The organism is Gemmatimonadota bacterium (assembly GCA_039715185.1).
Taxonomy (GTDB): Bacteria; Gemmatimonadota; Gemmatimonadetes; order Longimicrobiales; family RSA9; genus DATHRK01.
The window spans coordinates 1-19,462 of record JBDLIA010000037.1 but is presented as its reverse complement, the minus strand read 5'-3'; the positions used below and the strand labels follow the sequence as shown (position 1 = coordinate 19,462).

At 69.0% G+C, this 19,462-nt stretch carries 21 protein-coding genes and 1 pseudogene; 8 read left to right on the top strand and 14 right to left on the bottom strand.

The annotated features are described in order from the left end of the window. Nucleotides 1-3 precede the first annotated feature (3 nt). The gene (locus ABFS34_08670; protein MEN8375507.1) at nucleotides 4-450 is read right to left on the bottom strand and encodes a carboxypeptidase-like regulatory domain-containing protein; all 447 of its coding nucleotides are present in this window, start codon (nucleotides 448-450) and stop codon (nucleotides 4-6) included. A 112-nt stretch (nucleotides 451-562) separates the two neighbouring features. Between ABFS34_08670 and ABFS34_08665 the strand changes: the two genes are divergently transcribed. After that, a complete protein-coding gene (locus ABFS34_08665) occupies nucleotides 563-694 on the top strand; it encodes a hypothetical protein (protein MEN8375506.1) in 132 nt (43 codons plus the stop codon). 15 nt (nucleotides 695-709) lie between these two features. Next, nucleotides 710-1,036, top strand: a pseudogene (locus tag ABFS34_08660) (redoxin domain-containing protein). Between the two features lie 112 nt (nucleotides 1,037-1,148). Here the strand turns inward: ABFS34_08660 and ABFS34_08655 are convergent. Then, on the bottom strand, nucleotides 1,149-2,888 hold the full coding sequence (locus ABFS34_08655) for a sodium:alanine symporter family protein (protein ID MEN8375505.1): 1,740 nt from the start codon (nucleotides 2,886-2,888) through the stop codon (nucleotides 1,149-1,151). 236 nt (nucleotides 2,889-3,124) lie between these two features. On the opposite strand from ABFS34_08655, the gene ABFS34_08650 reads away from it, so the two are divergent. Continuing rightward, the gene (locus tag ABFS34_08650) at nucleotides 3,125-3,583 is read left to right on the top strand and encodes a hypothetical protein (protein ID MEN8375504.1); all 459 of its coding nucleotides are present in this window, start codon (nucleotides 3,125-3,127) and stop codon (nucleotides 3,581-3,583) included. A gap of 61 nt (nucleotides 3,584-3,644) precedes the next feature. Here the strand turns inward: ABFS34_08650 and ABFS34_08645 are convergent, their stop codons facing one another. After that, nucleotides 3,645-4,301, bottom strand: coding sequence for a hypothetical protein (locus ABFS34_08645; GenBank protein MEN8375503.1), 657 nt, complete (start codon nucleotides 4,299-4,301; stop codon nucleotides 3,645-3,647). A gap of 167 nt (nucleotides 4,302-4,468) precedes the next feature. After that, the gene (locus ABFS34_08640) at nucleotides 4,469-5,077 is read right to left on the bottom strand and encodes a DinB family protein (GenBank protein ID MEN8375502.1); all 609 of its coding nucleotides are present in this window, start codon (nucleotides 5,075-5,077) and stop codon (nucleotides 4,469-4,471) included. 305 nt (nucleotides 5,078-5,382) lie between these two features. On the opposite strand from ABFS34_08640, the gene ABFS34_08635 reads away from it, so the two are divergent. Both ABFS34_08635 and ABFS34_08630 read left to right on the top strand, forming a co-directional pair. After that, nucleotides 5,383-6,429: a hypothetical protein gene (locus tag ABFS34_08635; GenBank protein ID MEN8375501.1), complete on the top strand. Its 1,047-nt coding sequence runs from the start codon at nucleotides 5,383-5,385 to the stop codon at nucleotides 6,427-6,429. A gap of 17 nt (nucleotides 6,430-6,446) precedes the next feature. Then, a complete protein-coding gene (locus ABFS34_08630; protein MEN8375500.1) occupies nucleotides 6,447-7,004 on the top strand; it encodes a cytochrome c in 558 nt (185 codons plus the stop codon). A 109-nt stretch (nucleotides 7,005-7,113) separates the two neighbouring features. Here ABFS34_08630 and ABFS34_08625 read toward each other — a convergent pair whose 3' ends face one another. The 8 genes from ABFS34_08625 to ABFS34_08590 form a co-directional block, all read right to left on the bottom strand. Beyond that, nucleotides 7,114-7,917, bottom strand: a complete 804-nt coding sequence (locus ABFS34_08625; protein ID MEN8375499.1) for a hypothetical protein — start codon at nucleotides 7,915-7,917, stop codon at nucleotides 7,114-7,116. Between the two features lie 104 nt (nucleotides 7,918-8,021). Beyond that, nucleotides 8,022-9,041 carry a pyridoxal-phosphate dependent enzyme gene (locus tag ABFS34_08620; GenBank protein ID MEN8375498.1) on the bottom strand — a complete coding sequence of 340 codons (1,020 nt, stop codon included), beginning with the start codon at nucleotides 9,039-9,041 and terminating at the stop codon, nucleotides 8,022-8,024. Nucleotides 9,042-9,102: 61 nt separating this feature from the next. Continuing rightward, nucleotides 9,103-10,908 carry a S8 family peptidase gene (locus tag ABFS34_08615; GenBank protein MEN8375497.1) on the bottom strand — a complete coding sequence of 602 codons (1,806 nt, stop codon included), beginning with the start codon at nucleotides 10,906-10,908 and terminating at the stop codon, nucleotides 9,103-9,105. 93 nt (nucleotides 10,909-11,001) lie between these two features. Beyond that, complete coding sequence (locus ABFS34_08610) at nucleotides 11,002-11,325, bottom strand: hypothetical protein (GenBank protein MEN8375496.1); 324 nt, start codon at nucleotides 11,323-11,325, stop codon at nucleotides 11,002-11,004. Between the two features lie 9 nt (nucleotides 11,326-11,334). Beyond that, on the bottom strand, nucleotides 11,335-12,384 hold the full coding sequence (locus ABFS34_08605; protein MEN8375495.1) for a DUF1207 domain-containing protein: 1,050 nt from the start codon (nucleotides 12,382-12,384) through the stop codon (nucleotides 11,335-11,337). A gap of 90 nt (nucleotides 12,385-12,474) precedes the next feature. Beyond that, complete coding sequence (locus ABFS34_08600) at nucleotides 12,475-12,936, bottom strand: hypothetical protein (protein MEN8375494.1); 462 nt, start codon at nucleotides 12,934-12,936, stop codon at nucleotides 12,475-12,477. Next, on the bottom strand, nucleotides 12,933-13,256 hold the full coding sequence (locus tag ABFS34_08595; protein ID MEN8375493.1) for an antibiotic biosynthesis monooxygenase: 324 nt from the start codon (nucleotides 13,254-13,256) through the stop codon (nucleotides 12,933-12,935). The genes ABFS34_08600 and ABFS34_08595 overlap by 4 nt, the downstream gene beginning before the upstream one ends. Continuing rightward, nucleotides 13,253-13,531 carry a DUF2277 domain-containing protein gene (locus ABFS34_08590; GenBank protein ID MEN8375492.1) on the bottom strand — a complete coding sequence of 93 codons (279 nt, stop codon included), beginning with the start codon at nucleotides 13,529-13,531 and terminating at the stop codon, nucleotides 13,253-13,255. Before ABFS34_08590 ends, ABFS34_08595 begins: the two co-directional genes overlap by 4 nt. A gap of 102 nt (nucleotides 13,532-13,633) precedes the next feature. On the opposite strand from ABFS34_08590, the gene ABFS34_08585 reads away from it, so the two are divergent. Continuing rightward, nucleotides 13,634-15,268 (top strand): glutamate synthase-related protein, encoded by a 1,635-nt coding sequence (locus ABFS34_08585; protein ID MEN8375491.1) that lies wholly within the window; start codon nucleotides 13,634-13,636, stop codon nucleotides 15,266-15,268. 86 nt (nucleotides 15,269-15,354) lie between these two features. Further along, entirely contained in the window at nucleotides 15,355-15,642 is a 288-nt protein-coding gene (locus ABFS34_08580; protein MEN8375490.1) for a hypothetical protein, read from the top strand. A 45-nt stretch (nucleotides 15,643-15,687) separates the two neighbouring features. Here ABFS34_08580 and ABFS34_08575 read toward each other — a convergent pair whose 3' ends face one another. Both ABFS34_08575 and ABFS34_08570 read right to left on the bottom strand, forming a co-directional pair. Beyond that, nucleotides 15,688-16,581 (bottom strand): NHL repeat-containing protein, encoded by an 894-nt coding sequence (locus ABFS34_08575; GenBank protein ID MEN8375489.1) that lies wholly within the window; start codon nucleotides 16,579-16,581, stop codon nucleotides 15,688-15,690. Between the two features lie 86 nt (nucleotides 16,582-16,667). Continuing rightward, nucleotides 16,668-18,743 (bottom strand): GMC family oxidoreductase N-terminal domain-containing protein, encoded by a 2,076-nt coding sequence (locus ABFS34_08570; GenBank protein MEN8375488.1) that lies wholly within the window; start codon nucleotides 18,741-18,743, stop codon nucleotides 16,668-16,670. 162 nt (nucleotides 18,744-18,905) lie between these two features. On the opposite strand from ABFS34_08570, the gene ABFS34_08565 reads away from it, so the two are divergent. After that, nucleotides 18,906-19,421, top strand: a complete 516-nt coding sequence (locus tag ABFS34_08565; protein ID MEN8375487.1) for a hypothetical protein — start codon at nucleotides 18,906-18,908, stop codon at nucleotides 19,419-19,421. Nucleotides 19,422-19,462 lie beyond the last annotated feature (41 nt).

Sequence of the window (19,462 nt, the reverse complement as noted above, 5' to 3'; positions counted from 1 at the left end):
GTGTCAGCGCCAGCGCGGCTGTCCGCCGGCGGGTCGCGAGGCCGGCAGCACCACCGGCTGCGCGACGAGCGCAAAGTCGACCACCGGCTCCACCGCGGCGAGGTCCAGCGGCTGGCTCTGCTCCTCGTAGCCTATCAGTTGGGCAGTCAACCGCACCGGATCGCCCGTCGCAAACAGCGTGATTTCGTACCGGCCATCGAGATCGGTCAGCGTCCGCAGGGTGGTACCGTCGACCGAGACCAGCGCGCCCGCGAGCGCCTCTTCGGTTCCCGCGTCCACGACTCGGCCGCGCACGATGACATCGTCCGCCGGCGGAGCGGGCGGCGCGGTGGCGCACGACCCGAACGGCAGCGCCGCGCCCACCACGAGCCAGGCGACCCGGCGTCGGGGCCGGGGCCTCGATACCGCCCGACCGGGACGGCCCTCCGTGCCGCGGCTACGTCGCGTCATGATCGATCTCCTGGGGGACGCTCTACGACCGGCGGAAACCTACGACCGCCAAGCACGATTGCCAGCGTAAGGCAACGCGCAGCCGCCGACCCTGTCAACGGCCGATTCGACCATGGACAAGCTCAGCGTAGGTGAAAGCTTCCCGACCCTCACGGCCGTCGCAGCCGGCGGGCGGACGTACTCGGTGCCGGCCGACCTGGAAGGACGCCGCGCCGTGCTGCTGTTCTACCGGGGCCGCTGGTGAAGCCACTGCCGTCGGCAGTTGGCCGACCTGCAGACTCACCTGGCGGAATTCGGCGAGCTGGACGCGAGCGTCATCGCGCTGTCCGCCGATCCGGCCGAGGGCGCCGCCGAAATCGTGGCCGAGTTGAGCCTCGATTATCGGGTGCTCTCCGACCTGGACGTGGAGGCGACCGCCGGCGCAATCGGCTGCTATACGGCCGAGACGATGGGGCCGGCGCACGTGCAGCCGGCGGGGTTCGTGCTGGACCGCGACGGCAGCGTCGTCCACGCGGTGTACTCCAGCGGCAAGGTCGGGCGCCTCACGGCCGAAGACGCGCTCGTCATGCTGCGCGGGCTCGTCTGACGAGGACCTGAACCGAGTCGTCAATGCCACGGGATGAACGACCCCTCGCGCCACCCTGGAGGCGACGTGAGGGGTCGTCTTGTTCACGCCCGGGCTTGCGGCTTCCGGGAGCTTACAGGCGATGCTCCTCCTTCAGCCGCTTATGGACCTCGGCGTTCTCCACCCACGGCTGGCGGTCGAAGTAGCTGTCCATGAGCCGCCTCGTCTCGCCGGACAGCAGCACGAGCGCGAGTAGGTTGGGCACGATGACGATCGCCAGCGCGATGTCGCCCAGCTCCCACGCCGCGGCCGGAGCGATGATCGTCCCCCCCAGGAACATCGCGACGTAGGCAAACTTGTACGGCAGCACCGCCTTCTTCCCGAACAGGTAACGGGCGCAGCGGTCGCCGTAGTAGCTCCACGATATGGCCGTCGAGATGCCGAACAGGATCACGGATATGATCACGATCCAGTGTCCGAAATCGCCGATCGGCGCCAGCCCCCTGCGGAACGCGAGCATCGTCAGCGGCGCGCCGCCCTCCGGCGCGTCCGCGTAGAGAATGGAGTAGGCGCTGCCGTCGTCGCCTCTCGCGTCGGCCCCCGGGTTGATCGTGCCGGTGAACGGCGTGGTCTGCTCGAGGTCCAGGTAGAAGCGGTCCACGATCACGTCGTGCCAGGCAAAAGCCGTTTCGCCGAGCGTCACCTGCTGCACGCCACCCACGACGCGAATCTCGGACGGAGCGTCCACCGCGACCGTTGATCCGACCTCGTCATCCACCATGCGGTAGGTCACGTCGCCGCCGGCCACCGTCATCTCGGACGGCACCTTCGCGTCCCACGTGCCCGTCATGATGATCACGAGCGCGGTCATCGAGACGATGACGATGGTGTCGATGAAGGGCTCCACCAGGCCGACCACTCCCTCGGACACGGGCTCGTCGGTCTTGGCCGCGGCGTGCGCTATCGGCGCCGAACCCTGCCCCGCCTCGTTGGAGAACAGACCTCTGTCCACGCCCCAGTTCAGCGTCACCAGGAGGGCCCCGATGCCGGTGCCCGCCACGCCCGCGCTCGGATTGAAGGCCTCGGTGAGTATCAACGAAATAGCGGGGAACAGCTCACCGATGTTGAGCAGGATGATAACGACGGCGCCCGCCACGTATATCGCTGCCATGACGGGGGCCAGGATACCCGTGACCTTTCCGATCCGGGAGATGCCGCCGACGATCACCAGCGAGATCAGGCCCGCCGCGACCAGCCCCGTGACGATGTTGGGGATGGCGAACGTCGACTCCATGGTGTCGGCCAGCGTGTTGGCCTGCACGGCATTCCCCGTAATGAAGGCCGTGAAGCCGAGCATTATCGCGAAGAACACGGCCAGCGGCTTCCACGCCCTGCCCAGCCCGCGCTCGATGTAATACATGGGGCCGCCGGAGACCGTGCCTTCCCATTTGTGGCCATCCTTGTCCTCTTCAACCGCGCGGTAGCGCTGCGCGAGGGTCACCTCGGAGAACTTGGTGGCCATGCCCAGCAGCGCCGTCACCCACATCCAGAACAGCGCGCCGGGCCCACCATAGTGGATCGCCCACGCGGCGCCAGCGATGTTGCCGATCCCGACGGTCGCCGACAACGCCGTGGTCAGCGCCTGGAAGTGCGTGACGTCGCCGGGCTCGGCGGGGTCGTCGTAGCGGCCGCTGGTCACGGCGAAGCCGTGGCCCAGCTTGCGGAACTGGACGAAGCCCAGCCGCAACGTCAGGAAGATCCCCGCCCCGAGCAGGATGATCACCTTGAACGGGATCGTCTCCCCGCTCACAGGCACCCCGAAACCGTCGAGGAAGCTCTTGGTCGCGCTGATTAACTGTTCGATGCCTTCCATGCCGGCTCCCGTCGAAGTCTTTGCGGTCGGGCAACATCGGGCGTAAGGCCACCGTCAGCAAGGGTCCAGGGGAACGCACGAGCGGCGTGCATGCGGACGGCCGGGGGTGAGGGCGCGGCTTGCCGGGTCAAGCGGGTGTCCCCCGCGGCGGGCACAACCTACCTTTGGAGCGCCCGCTGAGGCCCGCGGGCGAACCCTCCCCGTGGGCCATCGATCCTCACACGCTGGAGGACGTGGTGGCGATCAACACACAGAAAGCAGTCACCGGTGGCTTGGCGGCCGGCGTAGTGCTCGCCGTGCTGGACTTCCTGATCAACGGGGTGCTCTTCGTGGAGCAGAACGAAGCGGCGGCCGCCGCGCTCAACCCCGACCTTGCGGTGGACCCCACCGGGGGCCAGATCGCGATGTTCGTCGCCCTCGACATCGTGCTCGGGCTCATGATCGTCTGGCTTTACGCGGCGATCCGGCCGCGGCTGGGAGCGGGCCCCAAGACGGCGATGATCGCGGGAGTCTTCGTCTGGGCTGTAATCACGCTCATCTTCCTCTTCCAGACGGCGATGGGACTGTGGGAGATGTCCTACACCCTCACCTTCTCGGCTATCTTCCTCGTCGTCTTCCTGATAGTGGCGTACGTGGGAGCCGCGGTCTACAAGGAGGACGACGCCCCGGCGGCGCCCGCGACGCCGTCGTACTGACGACCGCTGGACGTGCCCTCCCCCGGGCGTTGACGCGTCCGGGGGAGAGATGCCGAACGGTTCAGGAGCCCCCGCCGTAGCGAGCTTCGGCGTCGGCCAGAGCCCTCTCGCATCCCATCCTCGCAAAACGTCTCGGCCAACCCGTGAGCTCGATCGCCTCGAGGCCGCGGAGTCGAGACCTGGCCAGCGTTACCGGGTGGTACGTCTCGGCTATCCGGGCACGTGCCACGATCCTCTGCCGGAGGAGCCCGAAACGGGTAGCCCGTCGAGCGAAGGCGATCTCCGCCGTGTGACAGACCTCCTCGATGCGTAGCCTGTGCGATTCGCTGGAGACTCCCCTGCTCTGGATGCGCGCGTGCGTCGCTTCGTGGACCAGCACCGCCGCCACGCTCTCGACCTTCGGAGTTCGGTCCAGAAAGATGGGATCCACTGTGCATAGATTCGGGCCCGATAGATAAGCGCCGTTTGCTCCCGGCAGGGCTTCGGAGACCATGATGCCTCGCAACTGGCGGACTCGGTCGAGGCTGCGGCGGTCAGTCCGGGCCAGCAATCTCAGCGAAGCAGCGATCAGCTCCAGCCGTGCCTCGTCGTTCTCCGGCCTCGTAACCGCGAATGAGCGAATCCGTACTCCGCACACAGCCCGCTCGGTGTAGCGGCTGACCAACCAGGCTATCCAGTTCAGGCTAAGGCGGATTCCTGCACGCACCCACTGGAGCATGGCCGACCTCCCGGCGGGCTGAACCGTGCGTCACCGACCCAACGTCGGGACGGAGCGCGCGAGGATCGCACACAGGCGCTCATTCTCAATACTCAGCCGGGGAATTCCGCCTTCAAAGGGCGGGCCGGAGAGCAAGCGGGAAGCTCGCCGCTACCCGGAGGCCCTCCTCAGCCGTCCTCTCCGGCCTCGCCCTCCCCTGCCGGCGCGCTCCAGGGAGGCACGATCCGGTTCATGCGCGCGTAGGCGATCGACTGCCCCAGGTGCTCGTGCATGTCGTTGCTCATGAGCGTGAGCGCGGTGCCGACATCGACCGTCAGACCGAAGAAGTTCACCTCCTTGGCACGATCCTCCTCCGAGAGCCCTCGGGCCAGCGCGATCAGGTGCGCGAAGGAACGATCGATCTCCGCGATGACGTCCTCCCCGGACAGCGCCGCCAGGCGACCCAGCTCGGGTCCGAAGCCGCCGTCGGCGGTCCAGTCCGGCTTGTCGAACCCCCACGCGGTCGGGAAGAGGGTGCCCTCGGCGGCGATCAGCGACATCACCTCGTGGACGGAGCGCACGCCCTCCATCGGGCGCCACTCCCAGGCCTCCTCGGGAAACGCGCCGGCTAGCGCGAGGAACTTGTCGCTGAGCTGCTCGAGGTTAGCGAGTTGCGCCTCTTCGGCCGTCTTGGTCCCGCCGCCCAGATACTGTGCGGAGAGCGGCGTGGCGATCACCGCCACGCTGGCGGCGGCGAGGGCGATCGAGCGGATTCGAATGCTGGTGGCGACGAGCATGATGGAAGCTCCGGCTCTTGGAGTTAGCGAGGGCCAGCACAAGAGTTAGGCCCCTTCATCTTTGCTGCGCGTCCGGGGCTTTGGTCAAGGGCCGTCGGCACGATCCCCACAGCGACCGCCCCGGCGGTGGGAGCCCGCCCCACAACTCATCGACCGACACCCGACGGCGCTCGCACGGCTCCCAGCGGCAAATTGGGAATTAGCCGAGGCGGAAGGTAGCGCGCGTGCCCCGCCCGCGATGTCCTGTCTCCCTCCTCCAAGCCGTATGCCGTACTACGGCTGTGCCCACCGACAAAGGAGGACAAATGAAACGGACGATAGCTCTGGCTCTCGTGGGAAGCTTCGCCCTGATCGCCTCCAGCGTGGTGGGACCAAAACATCTCGCCGCGCAAGGTTTGACGGTCACGGGGTATGCCGACTTCGAAGCTTTCGTGAGTGGGATCGGGTCGGATGACAAGGAGTTTTTCTTCGACAACCACCACGTCAACCTCATCTTGCTGGGCCAGATAACAGGTGACCTGTTCGCTGCCGCCGAGATCGAGTACGAGCATGCGGGCGAAGAGATCGCCCTCGAGTACGGATACTTCGGCTACACCGGATTGGGTGATGTCCGCATATTGGCGGGCAAGTTCATCGTGCCATTTGGACGATTCAACAGGGACCTGCACCCGACCCCGATCAACAAGCTCATCGGTCGACCGCACGGCTTCAGGGACATCTTGCCGCAGACCTACAACGACGTGGGGCTTTGGATCACGGGCGGAGTTGCAGTCGATGACGACAATCGAGTCGTCTTCGACGTATTCGCCGTGAACGGATTGCTCGGTGAGGATGGCGGCGGGATCCGTGGCTTCAGGGACAACGATCGGGAAAGGGCCGAAGGGGGGATCGACGACAACAAGGCCGTCGGCGGCCGTCTCGGCCTGGAGCTTCCATACATGGGCTTCGACGTAGGCGGATCAGTCTATCATGGCAAATACGCCGAGTCGGAGGCCGAGGAAGATCTGGACCTGACCCTCTTCGGGGTCGACGCCTCCTATCAGAGACAGGGATTCGTGCTGCGCGGTGAGTGGGTGCGCGCCAGCCAGGACGCGACCGGCGGCGACATGACGAAGTCTGGCGGTTACGTGCAGGCCTCCTACCTGGCGACTCCCCACGTGGAGCCGGCCATTCGCTACAGCGCGAGATCGATGCCCGGGGAAGAGGATGATCTGAGCCGCGTGGTTGCCGGCTTCAACTTTCACATCGGGGCGGCCGCCATCGTCCGGGTGGACTACATCTTCAACATGGAGCAGGACGGCTTCGAGACGGACAACGACGCGTTCGCGTTCCAGTCGAACATTCTATTCTAGAGTCCGGAGAGAGAACCATGTCGAAAGTCATGCGATGCATGCTCGTTGCCGGGCTCGGAGCTACCGCGGCGATTGCGCTCCCGCAGCCGGTTTTCGCTCAGCGTTCGGGGGTCGAAACCTGGTCCGTCAACTGTGCGCGATGCCACAACGTTCAGCCTCCCGACCGCTATTCCTCGGCGGACTGGGCGTCGATCGGCACCCACATGGCGATCACGGCGAGGCTGACAAAGGTCGAGATCGACGCGGTCCTGTCATTCTTGATGTCTGGCGCGCGCGACGTCACGCCGGAAGCCGGCCCGAGTTTGAGGTTTGCCGATCCTCGGATGGTGTACGCCCAGCAATGCGCGGCCTGTCATGGCGAGGGCGCCGGAGGCGATGGGCCGGCTGCCAGGGCTTTCAACCCTGCGCCGACCGACCTGAGCACGCCCGATTTCTGGGCGTCTCGCTCGGACGCGCAGATCGACTCGGTGATCGCATTCGGCAAGAATGCGATGCCGCCCCAAGGCAGAGTGCTCGACACCGAGACCCGCATGGCCCTGATTCGCTACCTGCGGGAGCTGCACGCGGGGAGTTAATGAGTGAGGCGGGGCCGTACAGTGGATTCCCAGTGGCCCGCCGGCGACCAGCCAAGTCGCCGGCGGGCGTGTTTGTAGGAAGCGTTCGTCGATGGCGCGCGCGCCGGCCTTACTCCAGCGGCTTCCACTCTTCCACTTCGAACACTCGGTAGCTGCCCGAAGAAGAGCGGGCCTCGGCGCGGACGAAGTAGGGAGCCTCCCGAGAGATCCAGAAGATCAACTCGCTGCCGGGGCCCCGGCTGGTCACGGTCCGGTACGCGTCGAACTCAGGTGCGCCCGGGATCGAGACGCCTTCCCGGCCCACGACTTTGATGGTCTGGCTCACTTGGGCCGGGTTCGTCGTGCCTCCCCAGCCGAACCCGGGGAACGTCGCCTCGAAGCCTGGCTCGAGCGGGAATGCGGAGAAGAGAAGACCCGATAGGCTCGCAAACACGGGGTCGTCGAACACCAGCGAGAAGTACTGGGAGGGTCCCTCGGGCGTCGAGACGTATACCCCGCTCACTTGCGCGCCGTCAAAGTCCAGGTGGCCGAAGCCGCCGGGAGCGCCGCCGGTGTGGAAGGCCCGATATGCCATGGTCGCCCGGTCCGCGACCCGGACCGTCGTGAACACGACCGCGTCCACCGTATCGTACCAGACCTGGGTGAAGCGCAGCAGGCTCCCGGCGTCCTGCTCGACGAGCTCGACCTTTTCCCTGACCCTATTGCTCCGCCCCGCCACGCCGTCGCTCGTGTACGGCGTCGCCAGCCAGGTGACCTCGAAGGGCCGGATGTGGCTCCCGCTGACGCGAGCGTCTCCGACGCTGAGTCGAAGGGTGGAATCCTGGTCTTCGGGGGCTTGCGCACCGGTTGTAATCGGCGTGCCGATCGCTAGGGCCGCGAGGGCGGCGAAGGTCGTCAGGTAGAACTGGCGCATGAGGTTCTCCGGGGCGTGGGGCTGCTGAAGGGCGGGCCTCCTTTTGGTGAAAGTTTCCTTACACTTTGCTGAAACGATTGTTTCAACATTCTTGCGCTAGCGGATCACGCCGGCATCGACCCACTCAGCGTGTGCCAGAATAGCGTAGGTCCGCCCGTGGACGAGGCGATCTCCAGCATCCCCGCGGCGGCCTTAGCGGAGTAGGTCGGGTCCAGCGTGATCCCCGCTTCCGCGAACGCGGCCGTGGCGCGATCGCCAGCCTCGGTCGCGCGCCCGTACCCGCCGCCGAGCTGATCGTCTCGGATGACGGACCTCTCGAGGACCGGCTCGGCCTCGGGTACGTCGATGCCGGCGCGAGCCATTCTCCTGAGGGTGCGCACGACCAGGCGGCGGTACGCCCACTCGTTGGTGACGATGCGGCTGGTGATGCGCCAGCCGATGACGCGCGCCGCCAGCCCGGCCATCTCGGCCCCGATCGCGATGCCCGCCATCGTGCCCATCGTGCCGGTGGCCACGTGGATGCTCTGGGGCTCGGGCGCTTCCCGGGCGTGAATCTGGTCGGCCAGCTCGAGCGCCGCGTTGACGTAAGCGAGGGTGCCGGTCGGGTTCGAGCCGCCGGGAGGAATTACGGCGCTGGGCTGGCCGCGGTGGGCCATCTGGGCGCTGAGCGTCGCGACCGGGACCAGCTCCATTCGGCTCGTCACGCGGATCTCCGCCCCGGTCGCCTCCTGCGCCGCCATCACCGCGCGCACGTGATCGGTACGGTGCTGCGGGAAGAGCACCAGGGTCACGTCGAAGCCGAGCTGGCGTCCGTACACCGCGGTCGCCAGCGCGTGGTGGGAGCCGAACGCGCCCGCGGTGATCAGCCGGGTGGCGCCGTACTCCCGCGCGTGCTGCAGCAGGAACTCCAGCTTGCGCACCTTGTTGCCGCCGTAGGCCGCGCCTGTGAGGTCATCGCGCTTGATCCAGATATCGGCGTCCCAGGCGCCCGACGAATCGAGGGCCTCGACCGGAGTCGGCAGCGCCGCGAGAGGCGTCCACGGCAGACGGTCCGCGGCCCACGGGTAGGCCCGGAAGAGGGGACGGTCGCGCGGGACGGGGCGCGGTGCGAGATCGGCTGCCATGACGTCGGAGACTGTGCCGCCCGGCCGAAACCGGCGCAAGCGGGTTCGAGCCTGGCTCTCCCTACTCCAGGGCCCGCCGCACCGCCGCGGCCGCGTTCACGATGCCGCCCGTAACCGACAGCTCCCCGAACTGCACGACGCCGCCGGCCTCGCCCGGCCTGACCACGGTCTGTCCGCTCAGGTCGGTCGCCGTCTCCAGGATGATCGTCCGCACGTCCGCGGGGCTCAGGTCCGGAAAATACGCCATGAGCAGCGCGGCGATGCCGCTGACCACCGGCGCCGCCAGGCTCGTACCGTCGTTGAGAGCGTAGTCGTCGTCGGGAGCCGCGGCGTAGATCGCCTGACCGGGAGCGAAGACGTCCACCTCTCGTCCGCCGTAGTTGCTGAAGGTCGCGGCGACGCTGTCCACGCTGGTCCAGGCGGACGCGCCCACCTCGATCCACAACGCGGCCTCGCCGCCCTCGGGATACGCGCGCGTCGGGAAGTTGGAGGCCACGGCCAGGTCCTCGCCGTCGTTGCCGGCCGCGTGGATCATGAGCACGCCACGGTCGTCGGCGTAGCGGATCGCTTCGGCCACCACGGCGCGGCCGGGGGAGAAGTCCTTGCCGAAGCTCATGTTGATGACGTGCGCGCCGTTGTCGACCGCGTACCGGATGGCGTTGGCGACGTCCTTGTCGCGCTCGTCGCCGTTCGGGACCGCGCGCACCGCCATGACGCGGACCGCATCCGCGGCGCCCTCGATCCCCACGCCGTTGCCCCGCTCGGCGGCTATCACCGACGCCACGGCGGTGCCGTGCGAGGGATCCGGCCCCTCCACGTCCGGCGTGCCGTAGTCGCGGTGGCCATACGCCAGCCAGTCGTCGCCGACCAGCGTACGCGGATTGAAATCCGGGTCCAGCCCGAATTCGGCCGTTTCGCGTATGGACTCGCCCTGCTCCGCCAGCGACTCTGCGTCCAGGCCGGCCGCCTCCAGTTGGAGGAACGCCTCGCGCGCGGCCATCACCTGCGGATTGGGACTGTCCAGCGAGGTCACGTTCTCCACCGTCGGGGGTGCGCCGACCGCGCCCTGGAGGATCTGGACGATGACCGGGTAGACCTGCTCGATCTGCGTGATCTGCGCGGCGACCGCTTCGACCTCGGCGCGCTCGGCGTCGAACTCGACGGCGATGTCCGCGCACTCCGCCTCTCCCGGCGACTCCAGCCCGGCCGCCGCGGCGCCGCCGGTGCACGCGGCGTGCAGGCGCGTGAGCTCGAACGTGTCGTAGTCCACGCTCTGTCCGTCGGGCCGGCCCAGAAAACTCCAGCCGTGCACATCGTCGATGTATCCGTTGCCGTCATCGTCGGCGCCGTTGCCGGGCACCTCGGCCTCGTTGATCCAGAGCACGTCGTCCAGGTCCTCGTGCTGGATGTCGATGCCGCCGTCGATCACGGCGACGATCACGACACGCTGTGGCGACCGATCCGCCAGGAGCTCGTGCGCGGCGTCCAGGCCGGCGCCCGGGACCGCGGTCGGGCCCGCCTCGGCGAGTGTGCTCATGTGCCACCAGCGCCGCGGGGCTACGCGGGGGCCGGCTGGCGCACCGCCCTCGCCCGTCACCGCCGCGCCATTGGTGGCCTCTTCGCCCGCGCCCGCCTCGTCCTGGGTCGACCGCTGCTCCGCCGCGGCATCGCCGCCCGCCGCGGCTCCGGCGGTCGCGGGGGGAGCGGGAGGCACGGGCGCCGGGCCGGTGGCGGACGGCGCCTGGACCGATCCCGCGCACGCCGATGTCAGAAGCAGCGTGAATGCCGCGAAGACACCCACACAGTGCGGCGCGGAGGCGGTGGCGGGGCCGCGCTTGGCGGCGGGCGTGGATTCGTGTCGAGTCATCAATTCAAGAGCGTTCGAGTTTACCCGTCGGCCGTATTGGAAACCCACGGGCGCCAGGAAGTTGAGCAACTAGTGGGCCACCCGCCGCCTCGTTCAATCGTCCGCCACGGCAGGCGGGACGGCCGGAGGCTCGAGCACGGGCGCCTGCGGGCGCACGGAGTCGAAGTAGTCGCACCCGTGCTTCACGCGCGTGTCCACCCGAACCGCCGGTGACCGAGCGGCGAAGAACACGAGCATGGACAGGCTGAACCGGTCGATCGGTACGCCCTTCTTGGCGGCCTGCTTCCTGGCCTCTTCGTCGAACACCGCGAACAGGCCTGCATCGTAAGCGCGCAGCGTGCTCTCCTTCGGGTCCAGCCGGTCCGGATTCTCCGCGCGGTAGCCCGCGACAACGAGGTTGCGGTCGTAGTTGTACATGGGGAGCCCTCAGTTGGTCAGGCGAATGCCGAGCCCGAACAGCGTGAAATCGGGCTGATTGCGAAACTGGCCGTGCGGATTCACGCCGCGGTAGAAACGCACGAACGGCGCGGCCCGCCCCAGGCCCGCGACCGCGCCCATTCGGCTGATACCGGCGATGGCGTTGAAGGACGCCTGCCGATCCTCTTCGGTGGCCGGGTCGGGCCTGTGGAAATCGTACACGGACCGCCACCGAACCTCCGAGGCGAGGAAGAATCCCCAGCCGCCGCCCAGAACGTCCTCCCACTTCACCTCCAGTCCGCCGTATGGATCGGTTCGATTGGCAGACGGCGTCACCGGACCGATGGCCGACTCTGTCACGGAGCCCCCGTCCACGTCGTAGTACCCCCCGTCGCCGACCAGGCGAGTGGCTCCGGCGTAGCCGCGAACGAACGCCGCCAGGAACGTGGCCTCGTAGGACAGCGCGACGTCCACGTACTCCCAGCTCACGTTGATGCGCTCGAAGGTGTCCTCGAACTCGCGCTGGCCGACGACGGCGAACTCATCGCCCAGGTGAGTGCTTTCGTGACCGAACAGAGCCCGGACTCCCAGCCACGACTCGGGCCCGAAAGCGTACTGGGCCTTCAGCGTCACCCCGAACCGGTAGTCGGTGTTGACGATGGGCGCGGAGTCGTCCTCGAAGTCCTCGATCATGTGCCAGTCCACCGGCACCCAGAGGCCGATACCGAACGCGCCGGGCTGCGTCCGGCCGCTGACCTTCGGCTTCGAGTCCCACCCCATGATCGGCATCTCGACGCCCAGATCTATGTCCCACACGCGCCGGCGATCGTCCGGCTCCACCAGAAACGCCATGCGATCTGCAGACGCCAGGGCCAGCGCCGACACGTGCGCCTCGCGCACGCCAGCGACGGGCGGATCGAAGTAGGGCCGGCCCCCGAGCATCCAGTACTGGGCTTGGGCCGGAGCCGGGCCCACTGCCAGGGCCAGGGCGGCGAGCGCCAGAGCAATTTGTGACGCGAACGCCGGCCAACTTGTAGGGACGAGGGGGCGAACCGACATGCTGACCTCCTGAGCAGGGTGCGTGAAAAGCCAGCCTCGCGGCTGGGTCGCTGCGGAGAGCGGGAAGTGGCCCGGCGCCGTTGTGCGCGGCTAGTCGGCCTCGGGCGAATCCACCGGCCGGCCCATCTGCTGGCATCCGTACCGGTACAGAAGCAGCCCGGTCGTGGCCCCCACCAGCAGGATCACCGGACCCAGCACGACGACCGCGAGTAGCGCGACGCCCGCCCCGACCCGCAGGGCGTATACGGTGCCGTCACCCGCTACGTACAGGGTCGAGAAAAACGCGCCGAACATCAAGGCCGACAGGGATGCGACGGCGGCGCCCGTGACCACGGCGCGACCGGGGCCGTACCCGGTGGGGGGGGCGCACAGCGGCCCGCCCAGCATCCACCCCGCCAGCGCGGCGGCCAGTACCGGGCCGACGATGTAGAGAGCCGCCGCGGCCAGATCTCCTCGCGCGGCGACCACGGGCAGAAACCACAGCGAGGTAAGCACCGCCCCCGCCGCCCCGAACGCCACCGCGGAGCGAGCCCGCGCGCCCCTGACGGTCACCCGTAGGTACGGCGTTCTTTGACCTGGTAGTGCGCGGAGCGCACGTCCCAGTGCGCCAGCACTTCTCGCGCGGCGGGCGGCACGTAGGCGGTCTCGTAGTCGTCCCCGGCAAAGGCGCGCACCGCGTCGATGGACTCGAAATGCATCACCGTCACGAACTCCACCTCGCCGTCTCGCTCGCGCTCACGCAGCAGCTCGATGCCCAGATAGCCCGACACGTTCTTGGCCTCGATTTCCGGGAAGATCTCTTCGCGCAGTAGCCGCTCATACCCGTCCGCGTTCGCCGGAGTGGTCCAGCCGTGCCAGATGCGCGCGATCATGCGGCGCTCGTCTCGAATCGCTTGGCAGCGCGCGCCCGCGCCCTCTCCGCCTCCACTTCACGGTCGCGGGAGGGGGCTTTCGTGACCAGCCCGTCGATCAGCCGACTGGTCGCCGCCGCGATTTCGTCGACGGCTCGATCGAAGGCCTCCTGGTTGGCCCGTGAGGGCTTTGTGAAACCGCTGATCTTCCGCACGTATTGCAACGAGGATGCACGGATCTCCTCGTCGTTTGCCGCCGGCTCGAAGTTGAAGAGCGTGCGAATGCTTCTGCACATGATTGCGCTCCTCGCTGCGTCGCGTATGGTCTGGGAGATTCTGGAACCTGCGATCCCCGCCCGACCCTGACAAGCATGAACGATGACGGCGACGCCAGCCGCATGACGCCGACGTCCGGCGCGCCCGCGAAAACACCGGTCGAGGTGGCCGATTGGCCCGGCCTCGAGGACCGGCGGCCGGCCTACGCGCTGGTCGCCAACGTGGACCTGGTGGTCATCCGTTACGACGACGACGTTTCGGTGCTGTACGGGCGCTGCCTTCACCGTGGCGCGCTGCTGGCCGACGGTCACGTCCGCGGTGACGACCTGGTCTGTGGAGTCCACGGCTGGGACTATCGGTTCCGCACCGGCGTCAGCGCGTACAACAACCAGGAAACTCTCCACAAGTTCAACGCGTGGGTGGAGGACGAGGCTGTGTGGGTAGACCAGGCCGAGATCGCCGCCTGGGAGAGAAACAACCCCCAGCCCTACGACCGCGACGCGTACCAGGGGCTGTACCAGGATTCGCACGGCACGCCGGCGGAACCGCACGTCAAATGGATCCGCGAGCTCGCCGGCCACGGACTCGAGCGGGTTGGACACCACGGGCGCGTGGCGGCGATGGGCGTGCCGCGCGACGAGCTCCCCACCTGGGACGATCTCCAGTTCGTGACCGCGCAACTGGCGCGGCTTCCGCAGCTCGATGAAACGCCGGTGGGGACCGAGTTGGTGATCGGCCCTCGGGCCAGCAAGCCGCTCGTGCTGGACATCCCGATCCTCGTGTCCGACATGAGCTTCGGCGCCCTCTCGCAGGAAGCGAAGGTGGCCCTGGCCAAGGGGGCCGACCTGGCCGGGACGGGGATCTGCTCGGGGGAGGGGGGCATGCTCCCCGAAGAGCAGGAGGCCAACCGGCGATACTTCTACGAGTTGGCTTCGGCGAGGTTCGGCTTTTCGTGGGACAAGCTGGACGTGGTGCAGGCCTTCCACTTCAAAGGCGGCCAAGGCGCCAAGACGGGAACCGGTGGGCACCTGCCGGGCGAGAAGGTGAGAGGCGAGATCGCGGCGGTACGAGGCCTGGAGCCGGGCACCCCGGCCATCTCGCCGGCGCGTTTTCCGGACTGGGAGAACTTGGATGACTTCAGGGGGTTCGCGGCCCAGGTGCGGGAGCGCACGGGCGGCATTCCGGTCGGCTTCAAGCTGTCCGCGCAGCACGTGGAGGACGACCTGGACGCCGCGCTCGAGATCGGCGTCGACTACGTCATCCTGGACGGGCGCGGCGGTGGCACGGGCGCGGCACCGGTGATCTTCCGCGACAACATCTCCGTGCCCACCCTGCCGGCGCTCGCGCGCGCCCGGCGGCACCTCGACGACCGCGGCGCCGGCGCCGTCACGCTCATCATCACGGGAGGCCTGCGGACTCCGGCTGATTTCGCCAAGGCGCTCGCGCTGGGAGCCGACGGGATCGCCGTGTCCAACGCCGCGTTGCAGGCGATCGGGTGCCTGGGCATGCGCGCCTGCCACACCAACAACTGCCCGGTGGGGATCGCCACGCAGAAGGAGCACCTGAGGGCTCGCCTGCGGGTGGACGCGGCCGCGCGGCGGCTGGCCCGGTTCTTCGGGGCATCCACGGAACTCCTGCAGGTCCTGGCCAGGGCGTGTGGGCACACGCATCTGGGCCAGTTCGAAGTGCGCGACCTCACGACCTGGAAGCGCGACGTAGCCGAATTGACGGGCGTTCGTTACGGCGGAGTAGCCTGACCCGCGGGTCCGGAGAGGTTTTTTCCTTGTAAGGGTCGGCTGGTCGGGGACACATTTGAAGCAGATTCCTCGAGCCACGACGAGCCATGTCGCGAGCCTTTGTAAACGAGGACGCCGAAAAGACCCAGGCGCCTCGCTATAGCCTACCCGATGCGGACTCCCCGTACTACGACGAGGCCGCCGCCTGGGCGTTGCTGCAGGGCGCGGACGAAGGGGATTCGCGCGGCGCCGAGGTGGCGACCGGGGCACGCTGGGGAGAGCCCCGCCTGCAACCTCACGTGCGCGGCATCCTGGAGGAAGCCATTGAGCGGGGCGACGCCCGCCTCGCGCAGCTCGCGCGCCGCTTCCTGCGGGCCGACTTGCCGGAAGACTAGTGTACCGTTGCCGGCACACTAGGCCATTCGAGGGGACTCCCGCCGTCAGGGCCTGACGGCGATGTTCTCGGGTCCCCTCAACCCCTCGCTGGCCACGAGCTCCGCCGCTCCGTCCTGGCCGGCGGCGAACAGCCGACCGCCGGCGAAGTCCGCGATCAGCAGCCTTCCTGCCGCATCGAAAGCTATCCCCACCGGCGCGCTCCCCCCGGGCAGACGTGCGGCGTAGCCGTCGAACGAGCCGTCCTCGTCGAAGCGGACGACGGCGGCGCCCGCAGCGCTGCTGACGTGGAGCGCCCCATCGGGCCCGAACGCCACGTCCGATGGGAACCGCAGGCTGTCCGAGGCGAACACGCCGAGAGAGGCACCCGTTGTGGGATCGAAACGCATGACGTTGCCGCCGGCGCTGTTCGCCACGTAGAGGGTCCCGTCTGGTCCGAAGGCCAGGCCGATCGGCTGACGCAACCCGTCCGCCTCGGCGGCGACGCCCAGGAACGTGCCCGAGCGAGCGTCGTAGCGGAGCACGCGGTCCAGCGAGCTGACGTACAGCCGGCCGCCCGGGCCGAAGGCGACGGAGAAGGGACGCTCCAACTCCCCATCGTCCACCGCGACCCCGAGAAAGGCACCCGAGGTTCCGTCGTAGCGCAGGACCCGACCGTTGCCGCTGCTGCTGACGTAGAGGTCTCCATCGGGGCCGAAAGCGAGCCCGGTCGGCCGGAACAACCCACCCGAACGACGCGCCACGAACGGGCCCTTCGCGGCGCCGGTGCGCCCGTCGTAGTAGCTGATGTCGTCGCCGGAGATGTTGGCGGCGAACAGATCGCCGGATACGGCCCGCGCCGACTGGGCGGCTAGCGCGACCGGGACTCGGCAGGTAGCCGTTCCCGCCAGGGTTAGCGCGAGGGCTATGGCAGCCCGCTGCGCGATCGGGTCTGATACCATGGTCCTCTCCCGGGTCGCCACCAGGAAGACGCGCTCGATAGCGGCTTCGTGACGCCGGCGCGTACCTCGATCGGGGCTAGGTCCAGCTAAGCGTCCGCGAGAACCTGCCGTGCCACGAGGCGCCCGAGCGTCATCGCTGTCACCTGTGGCGGCGTCCCCACGGAGGTGGGGAACAGAGACGTGTCCGCCACGTACACGCCGGGCGCGCCGCGCAGTCGTCCGAACGGGTCGCAGGGGGCCATCTCGGGGTCCTCACCCAGCGCGCACGTGCCCTGCGGATGCACGGACCCCAGTTGTATCCGGTGGGGCGCGAAGGAGAGCCGTCCGATCGCCCGGTGCAGCTCGTCCCTGTCGCTCGCCACCGTGGCTCCGGGGGCCGGCAGGTGCACCTCCCGCGCCCCGCCCGCCAGCAGGAGCCTCCCCAGCGCGTACATCCCGCGTCGTAGCTCGCGCCGATCCGCCGTACCCAGCCGGTAGCGTACGCGCGGCACCCCGTCGCGTCCCGGCCTGACTCGTCCTGCGGACTCGTCGTGGAGCAGGACGGCGCCCGTGCCGCCCCGCCGATAGGATAGCATGGCGCGCCGGTGCGCCGGCCCGGTGGCCTGCTGCAGGGCGGCGGTGACTCCGGGCCCGGCGTTGGACGCGAGGAGCAGGAAGCCGCTGCGGCCGTCCTCGTAGAAGGAAGCGAATTCGTCCACCACCACCGATTGGGGAAGCCCTCGCCAGGCGTCCACGTCCTCACCGAAGACGCCCGTCAGCAGCGGCGCCGGGTGCAGGCGCAGGCCCTCCCCCACCCGCCCCCCCCCCAACCCCGACAGTCGCAGCAGAACCGGGCTATCCAGCGCCCCGCAGGCCACCACGACGGCGTCGGCCAGGATCTCGAAGCGCCGCCCGCTGGCGCGCCCTCCCGCGTCGCGAAGCTCGCCCCGGACGCGCCAGCCGCGTACCTCCTCGCGAACCCGAACCGCGCGCGCGTCCGCCAGGACCCGCCCCCCGGCGGCCACCGCCGGCGCCACGAATGCGAAGGCCGCGTTGTGCTTGCGATTGTAAGCGCACCCGATCATGCAGTAGCCGCAGCCCGAGCACTCAGCGCGGTTGTGCCGGGGCACGAAGGAGCTCCAGCCGAGCGCCTCGGCGCCGCCGCGCAGGGCCATGTTCAGCGGGTTGATCTGGTGTGATGGGATAGGCGTCGCGGCCAGCGCCGCCATGACCGCCGCGACCTCATCTCGCAGCATTTCGTCTCCCCAGGGTAGCCCGTGCTCGGCACGCCACCGCCCCAGGATGCCCTGCGGCGGGGGCACGACCATGCCCGTGTTGTGCAGCGTGGAGCCGCCCACCCCCGTGCCCTGCAGAATGCCGATCGATTCGTCCGCCGTTGCCCGGAGTCCCGCGTCCCGGTACAGCAGCGGCATCATGTCCAACTCACGCTGGTTGAACTGGCTCGCCCCCGGCGCCCCGCCGGCGTCCAGCAGGACGGCGTCCGCGCCCCCGCGCACGAGTTCTTCGAACGCCGCGGCGCCCCCGGCGCCCGCCCCTATGACGATCGCGTCGCAGCGAAACGCCAGGTCCCGCACGGCCGAGCGCCCGAGCGTCAGTCCGGCACCCAGTGCCTCGGCGACAGGCGGGTAGCGGCGCGCACCCGCGGGTCCGAAGGGACCGGCCGTGGACACCGGCGCGGGCGCGTCGATCGGCGTCGCGGCCTCGTCGGGCTGGGCGCGCGGCGGAGGGTCCGGGATCGGGGCGGGCACTGGCGGCCAGGCCGCGGCCAGGACATCAACGTCCAGGCGGCCCAGCCAGGGGCCATCGTAACCGATCTCCGCCCAGGAGGACTCGTCGCCGTAGTAGGCCAGCCCCGCGAGCGCCTTGAGGCCGGCCACGCCGCGCCGCAGCGACGGCTGCCGGGCCTCGAGCCAGTCGGCGAGAAGGTCCGCCGCCTCGGCGCGCGGCAGGTTGCTGAAGCGCGCGCGGCGCCGGCGCAGCCCCGGCCCCCCGAACTCCAGCAGTGCCAGGAACACGCCGAGCATGCGACGCCGGCCCGACGGCAGCCAGCGGGCGATGCGATCGGCCGCGCGCAGCGCCTCCTCACCGAAATCCTCCACCCCCAACGCGGCGGCGGCGGCGGCGGACAAGACCCGCCGCTCCCAGGAAGCGAACGATCTCATGCGCTCAAGCTACGTCCCCGCGCTGCCGCGAACGAGACGCGGCGCCGGCGGCGGCGTCTCGACGGCCCCGCTCGCGAGCGGTTGATACGAGCCCGACGGCTGGTTGGCGGCCCCGGACCATCGTGACGGCGCAGTGAACGACCTCGCGAGTGGAGGATGGTCATGATTGGACGACGGTTGAGCCTGATCTGCGCGGCGCTCACGCTGGCGCCCGGGGGAGAGGCAGCCGCGCAGGGCTCCGAGCGGATGCTGCGCTGGCACGTACGCACCGCCATGGAGGAGTCGGCGTTGGTCCGGGTCACGGTGGGCCGGCGGCGGGCCCCGGTCGGTCATGTAACCGGGCTGCCCGACCAGGAGCGGTTCGTGCTCGCGCGTCTGGAGGAAACACCTGCGTGGATCCGGTACTCGGAGGTCTCCCTGCTGGAGCGAGGAGTACGGACGCGAGGAAGCTCATCGGCGGGGTTGAGCGGCTCGCTCGTAGGAGCAGGTTTGGGGGCCGGAGCGACCGCCTTGGCCTGCCGTCGGGTGCGCTCCCTCGTCTGTGCCGGCGAGGCGCGGATCGTGACGATCGCCGGCGGCGCCGTCCTCGGCGGAATCCTGGGCTGGGCCGTCACCAACAATCTCCTGGCCCCCGGCGACCCGCAGGTGAAGTTCTCCGTCATCTGGCGCGGGGACTGAGACATGCGAGGCAGCCATTCACCCCTGCCCGCGGCCATCGC

Bases quoted from the DNA above. Each gene is read 5' to 3' on its own strand.
- ABFS34_08645 (MEN8375503.1), bottom strand. From the start codon at position 4,301: ATGCTCCAGTGGGTGCGTGCAGGAATCCGCCTTAGCCTGAACTGGATA.
- ABFS34_08635 (MEN8375501.1), top strand. From the start codon at position 5,383: ATGAAACGGACGATAGCTCTGGCTCTCGTGGGAAGCTTCGCCCTGATC.
- ABFS34_08580 (MEN8375490.1), top strand. From the start codon at position 15,355: ATGTCGCGAGCCTTTGTAAACGAGGACGCCGAAAAGACCCAGGCGCCT.
- ABFS34_08575 (MEN8375489.1), bottom strand. From the start codon at position 16,581: ATGGTATCAGACCCGATCGCGCAGCGGGCTGCCATAGCCCTCGCGCTA.
- ABFS34_08665 (MEN8375506.1), top strand. From the start codon at position 563: ATGGACAAGCTCAGCGTAGGTGAAAGCTTCCCGACCCTCACGGCCGTC.
- ABFS34_08570 (MEN8375488.1), bottom strand. From the start codon at position 18,743: ATGAGATCGTTCGCTTCCTGGGAGCGGCGGGTCTTGTCCGCCGCCGCC.
- ABFS34_08615 (MEN8375497.1), bottom strand. From the start codon at position 10,908: ATGACTCGACACGAATCCACGCCCGCCGCCAAGCGCGGCCCCGCCACC.
- ABFS34_08605 (MEN8375495.1), bottom strand. From the start codon at position 12,384: ATGTCGGTTCGCCCCCTCGTCCCTACAAGTTGGCCGGCGTTCGCGTCA.
- ABFS34_08565 (MEN8375487.1), top strand. From the start codon at position 18,906: ATGATTGGACGACGGTTGAGCCTGATCTGCGCGGCGCTCACGCTGGCG.
- ABFS34_08625 (MEN8375499.1), bottom strand. From the start codon at position 7,917: ATGCGCCAGTTCTACCTGACGACCTTCGCCGCCCTCGCGGCCCTAGCG.
- ABFS34_08585 (MEN8375491.1), top strand. From the start codon at position 13,634: ATGACGCCGACGTCCGGCGCGCCCGCGAAAACACCGGTCGAGGTGGCC.
- ABFS34_08670 (MEN8375507.1), bottom strand. From the start codon at position 450: ATGACGCGACGTAGCCGCGGCACGGAGGGCCGTCCCGGTCGGGCGGTA.
- ABFS34_08655 (MEN8375505.1), bottom strand. From the start codon at position 2,888: ATGGAAGGCATCGAACAGTTAATCAGCGCGACCAAGAGCTTCCTCGAC.
- ABFS34_08590 (MEN8375492.1), bottom strand. From the start codon at position 13,531: ATGTGCAGAAGCATTCGCACGCTCTTCAACTTCGAGCCGGCGGCAAAC.
- ABFS34_08620 (MEN8375498.1), bottom strand. From the start codon at position 9,041: ATGGCAGCCGATCTCGCACCGCGCCCCGTCCCGCGCGACCGTCCCCTC.
- ABFS34_08640 (MEN8375502.1), bottom strand. From the start codon at position 5,077: ATGCTCGTCGCCACCAGCATTCGAATCCGCTCGATCGCCCTCGCCGCC.
- ABFS34_08610 (MEN8375496.1), bottom strand. From the start codon at position 11,325: ATGTACAACTACGACCGCAACCTCGTTGTCGCGGGCTACCGCGCGGAG.
- ABFS34_08630 (MEN8375500.1), top strand. From the start codon at position 6,447: ATGTCGAAAGTCATGCGATGCATGCTCGTTGCCGGGCTCGGAGCTACC.
- ABFS34_08595 (MEN8375493.1), bottom strand. From the start codon at position 13,256: ATGATCGCGCGCATCTGGCACGGCTGGACCACTCCGGCGAACGCGGAC.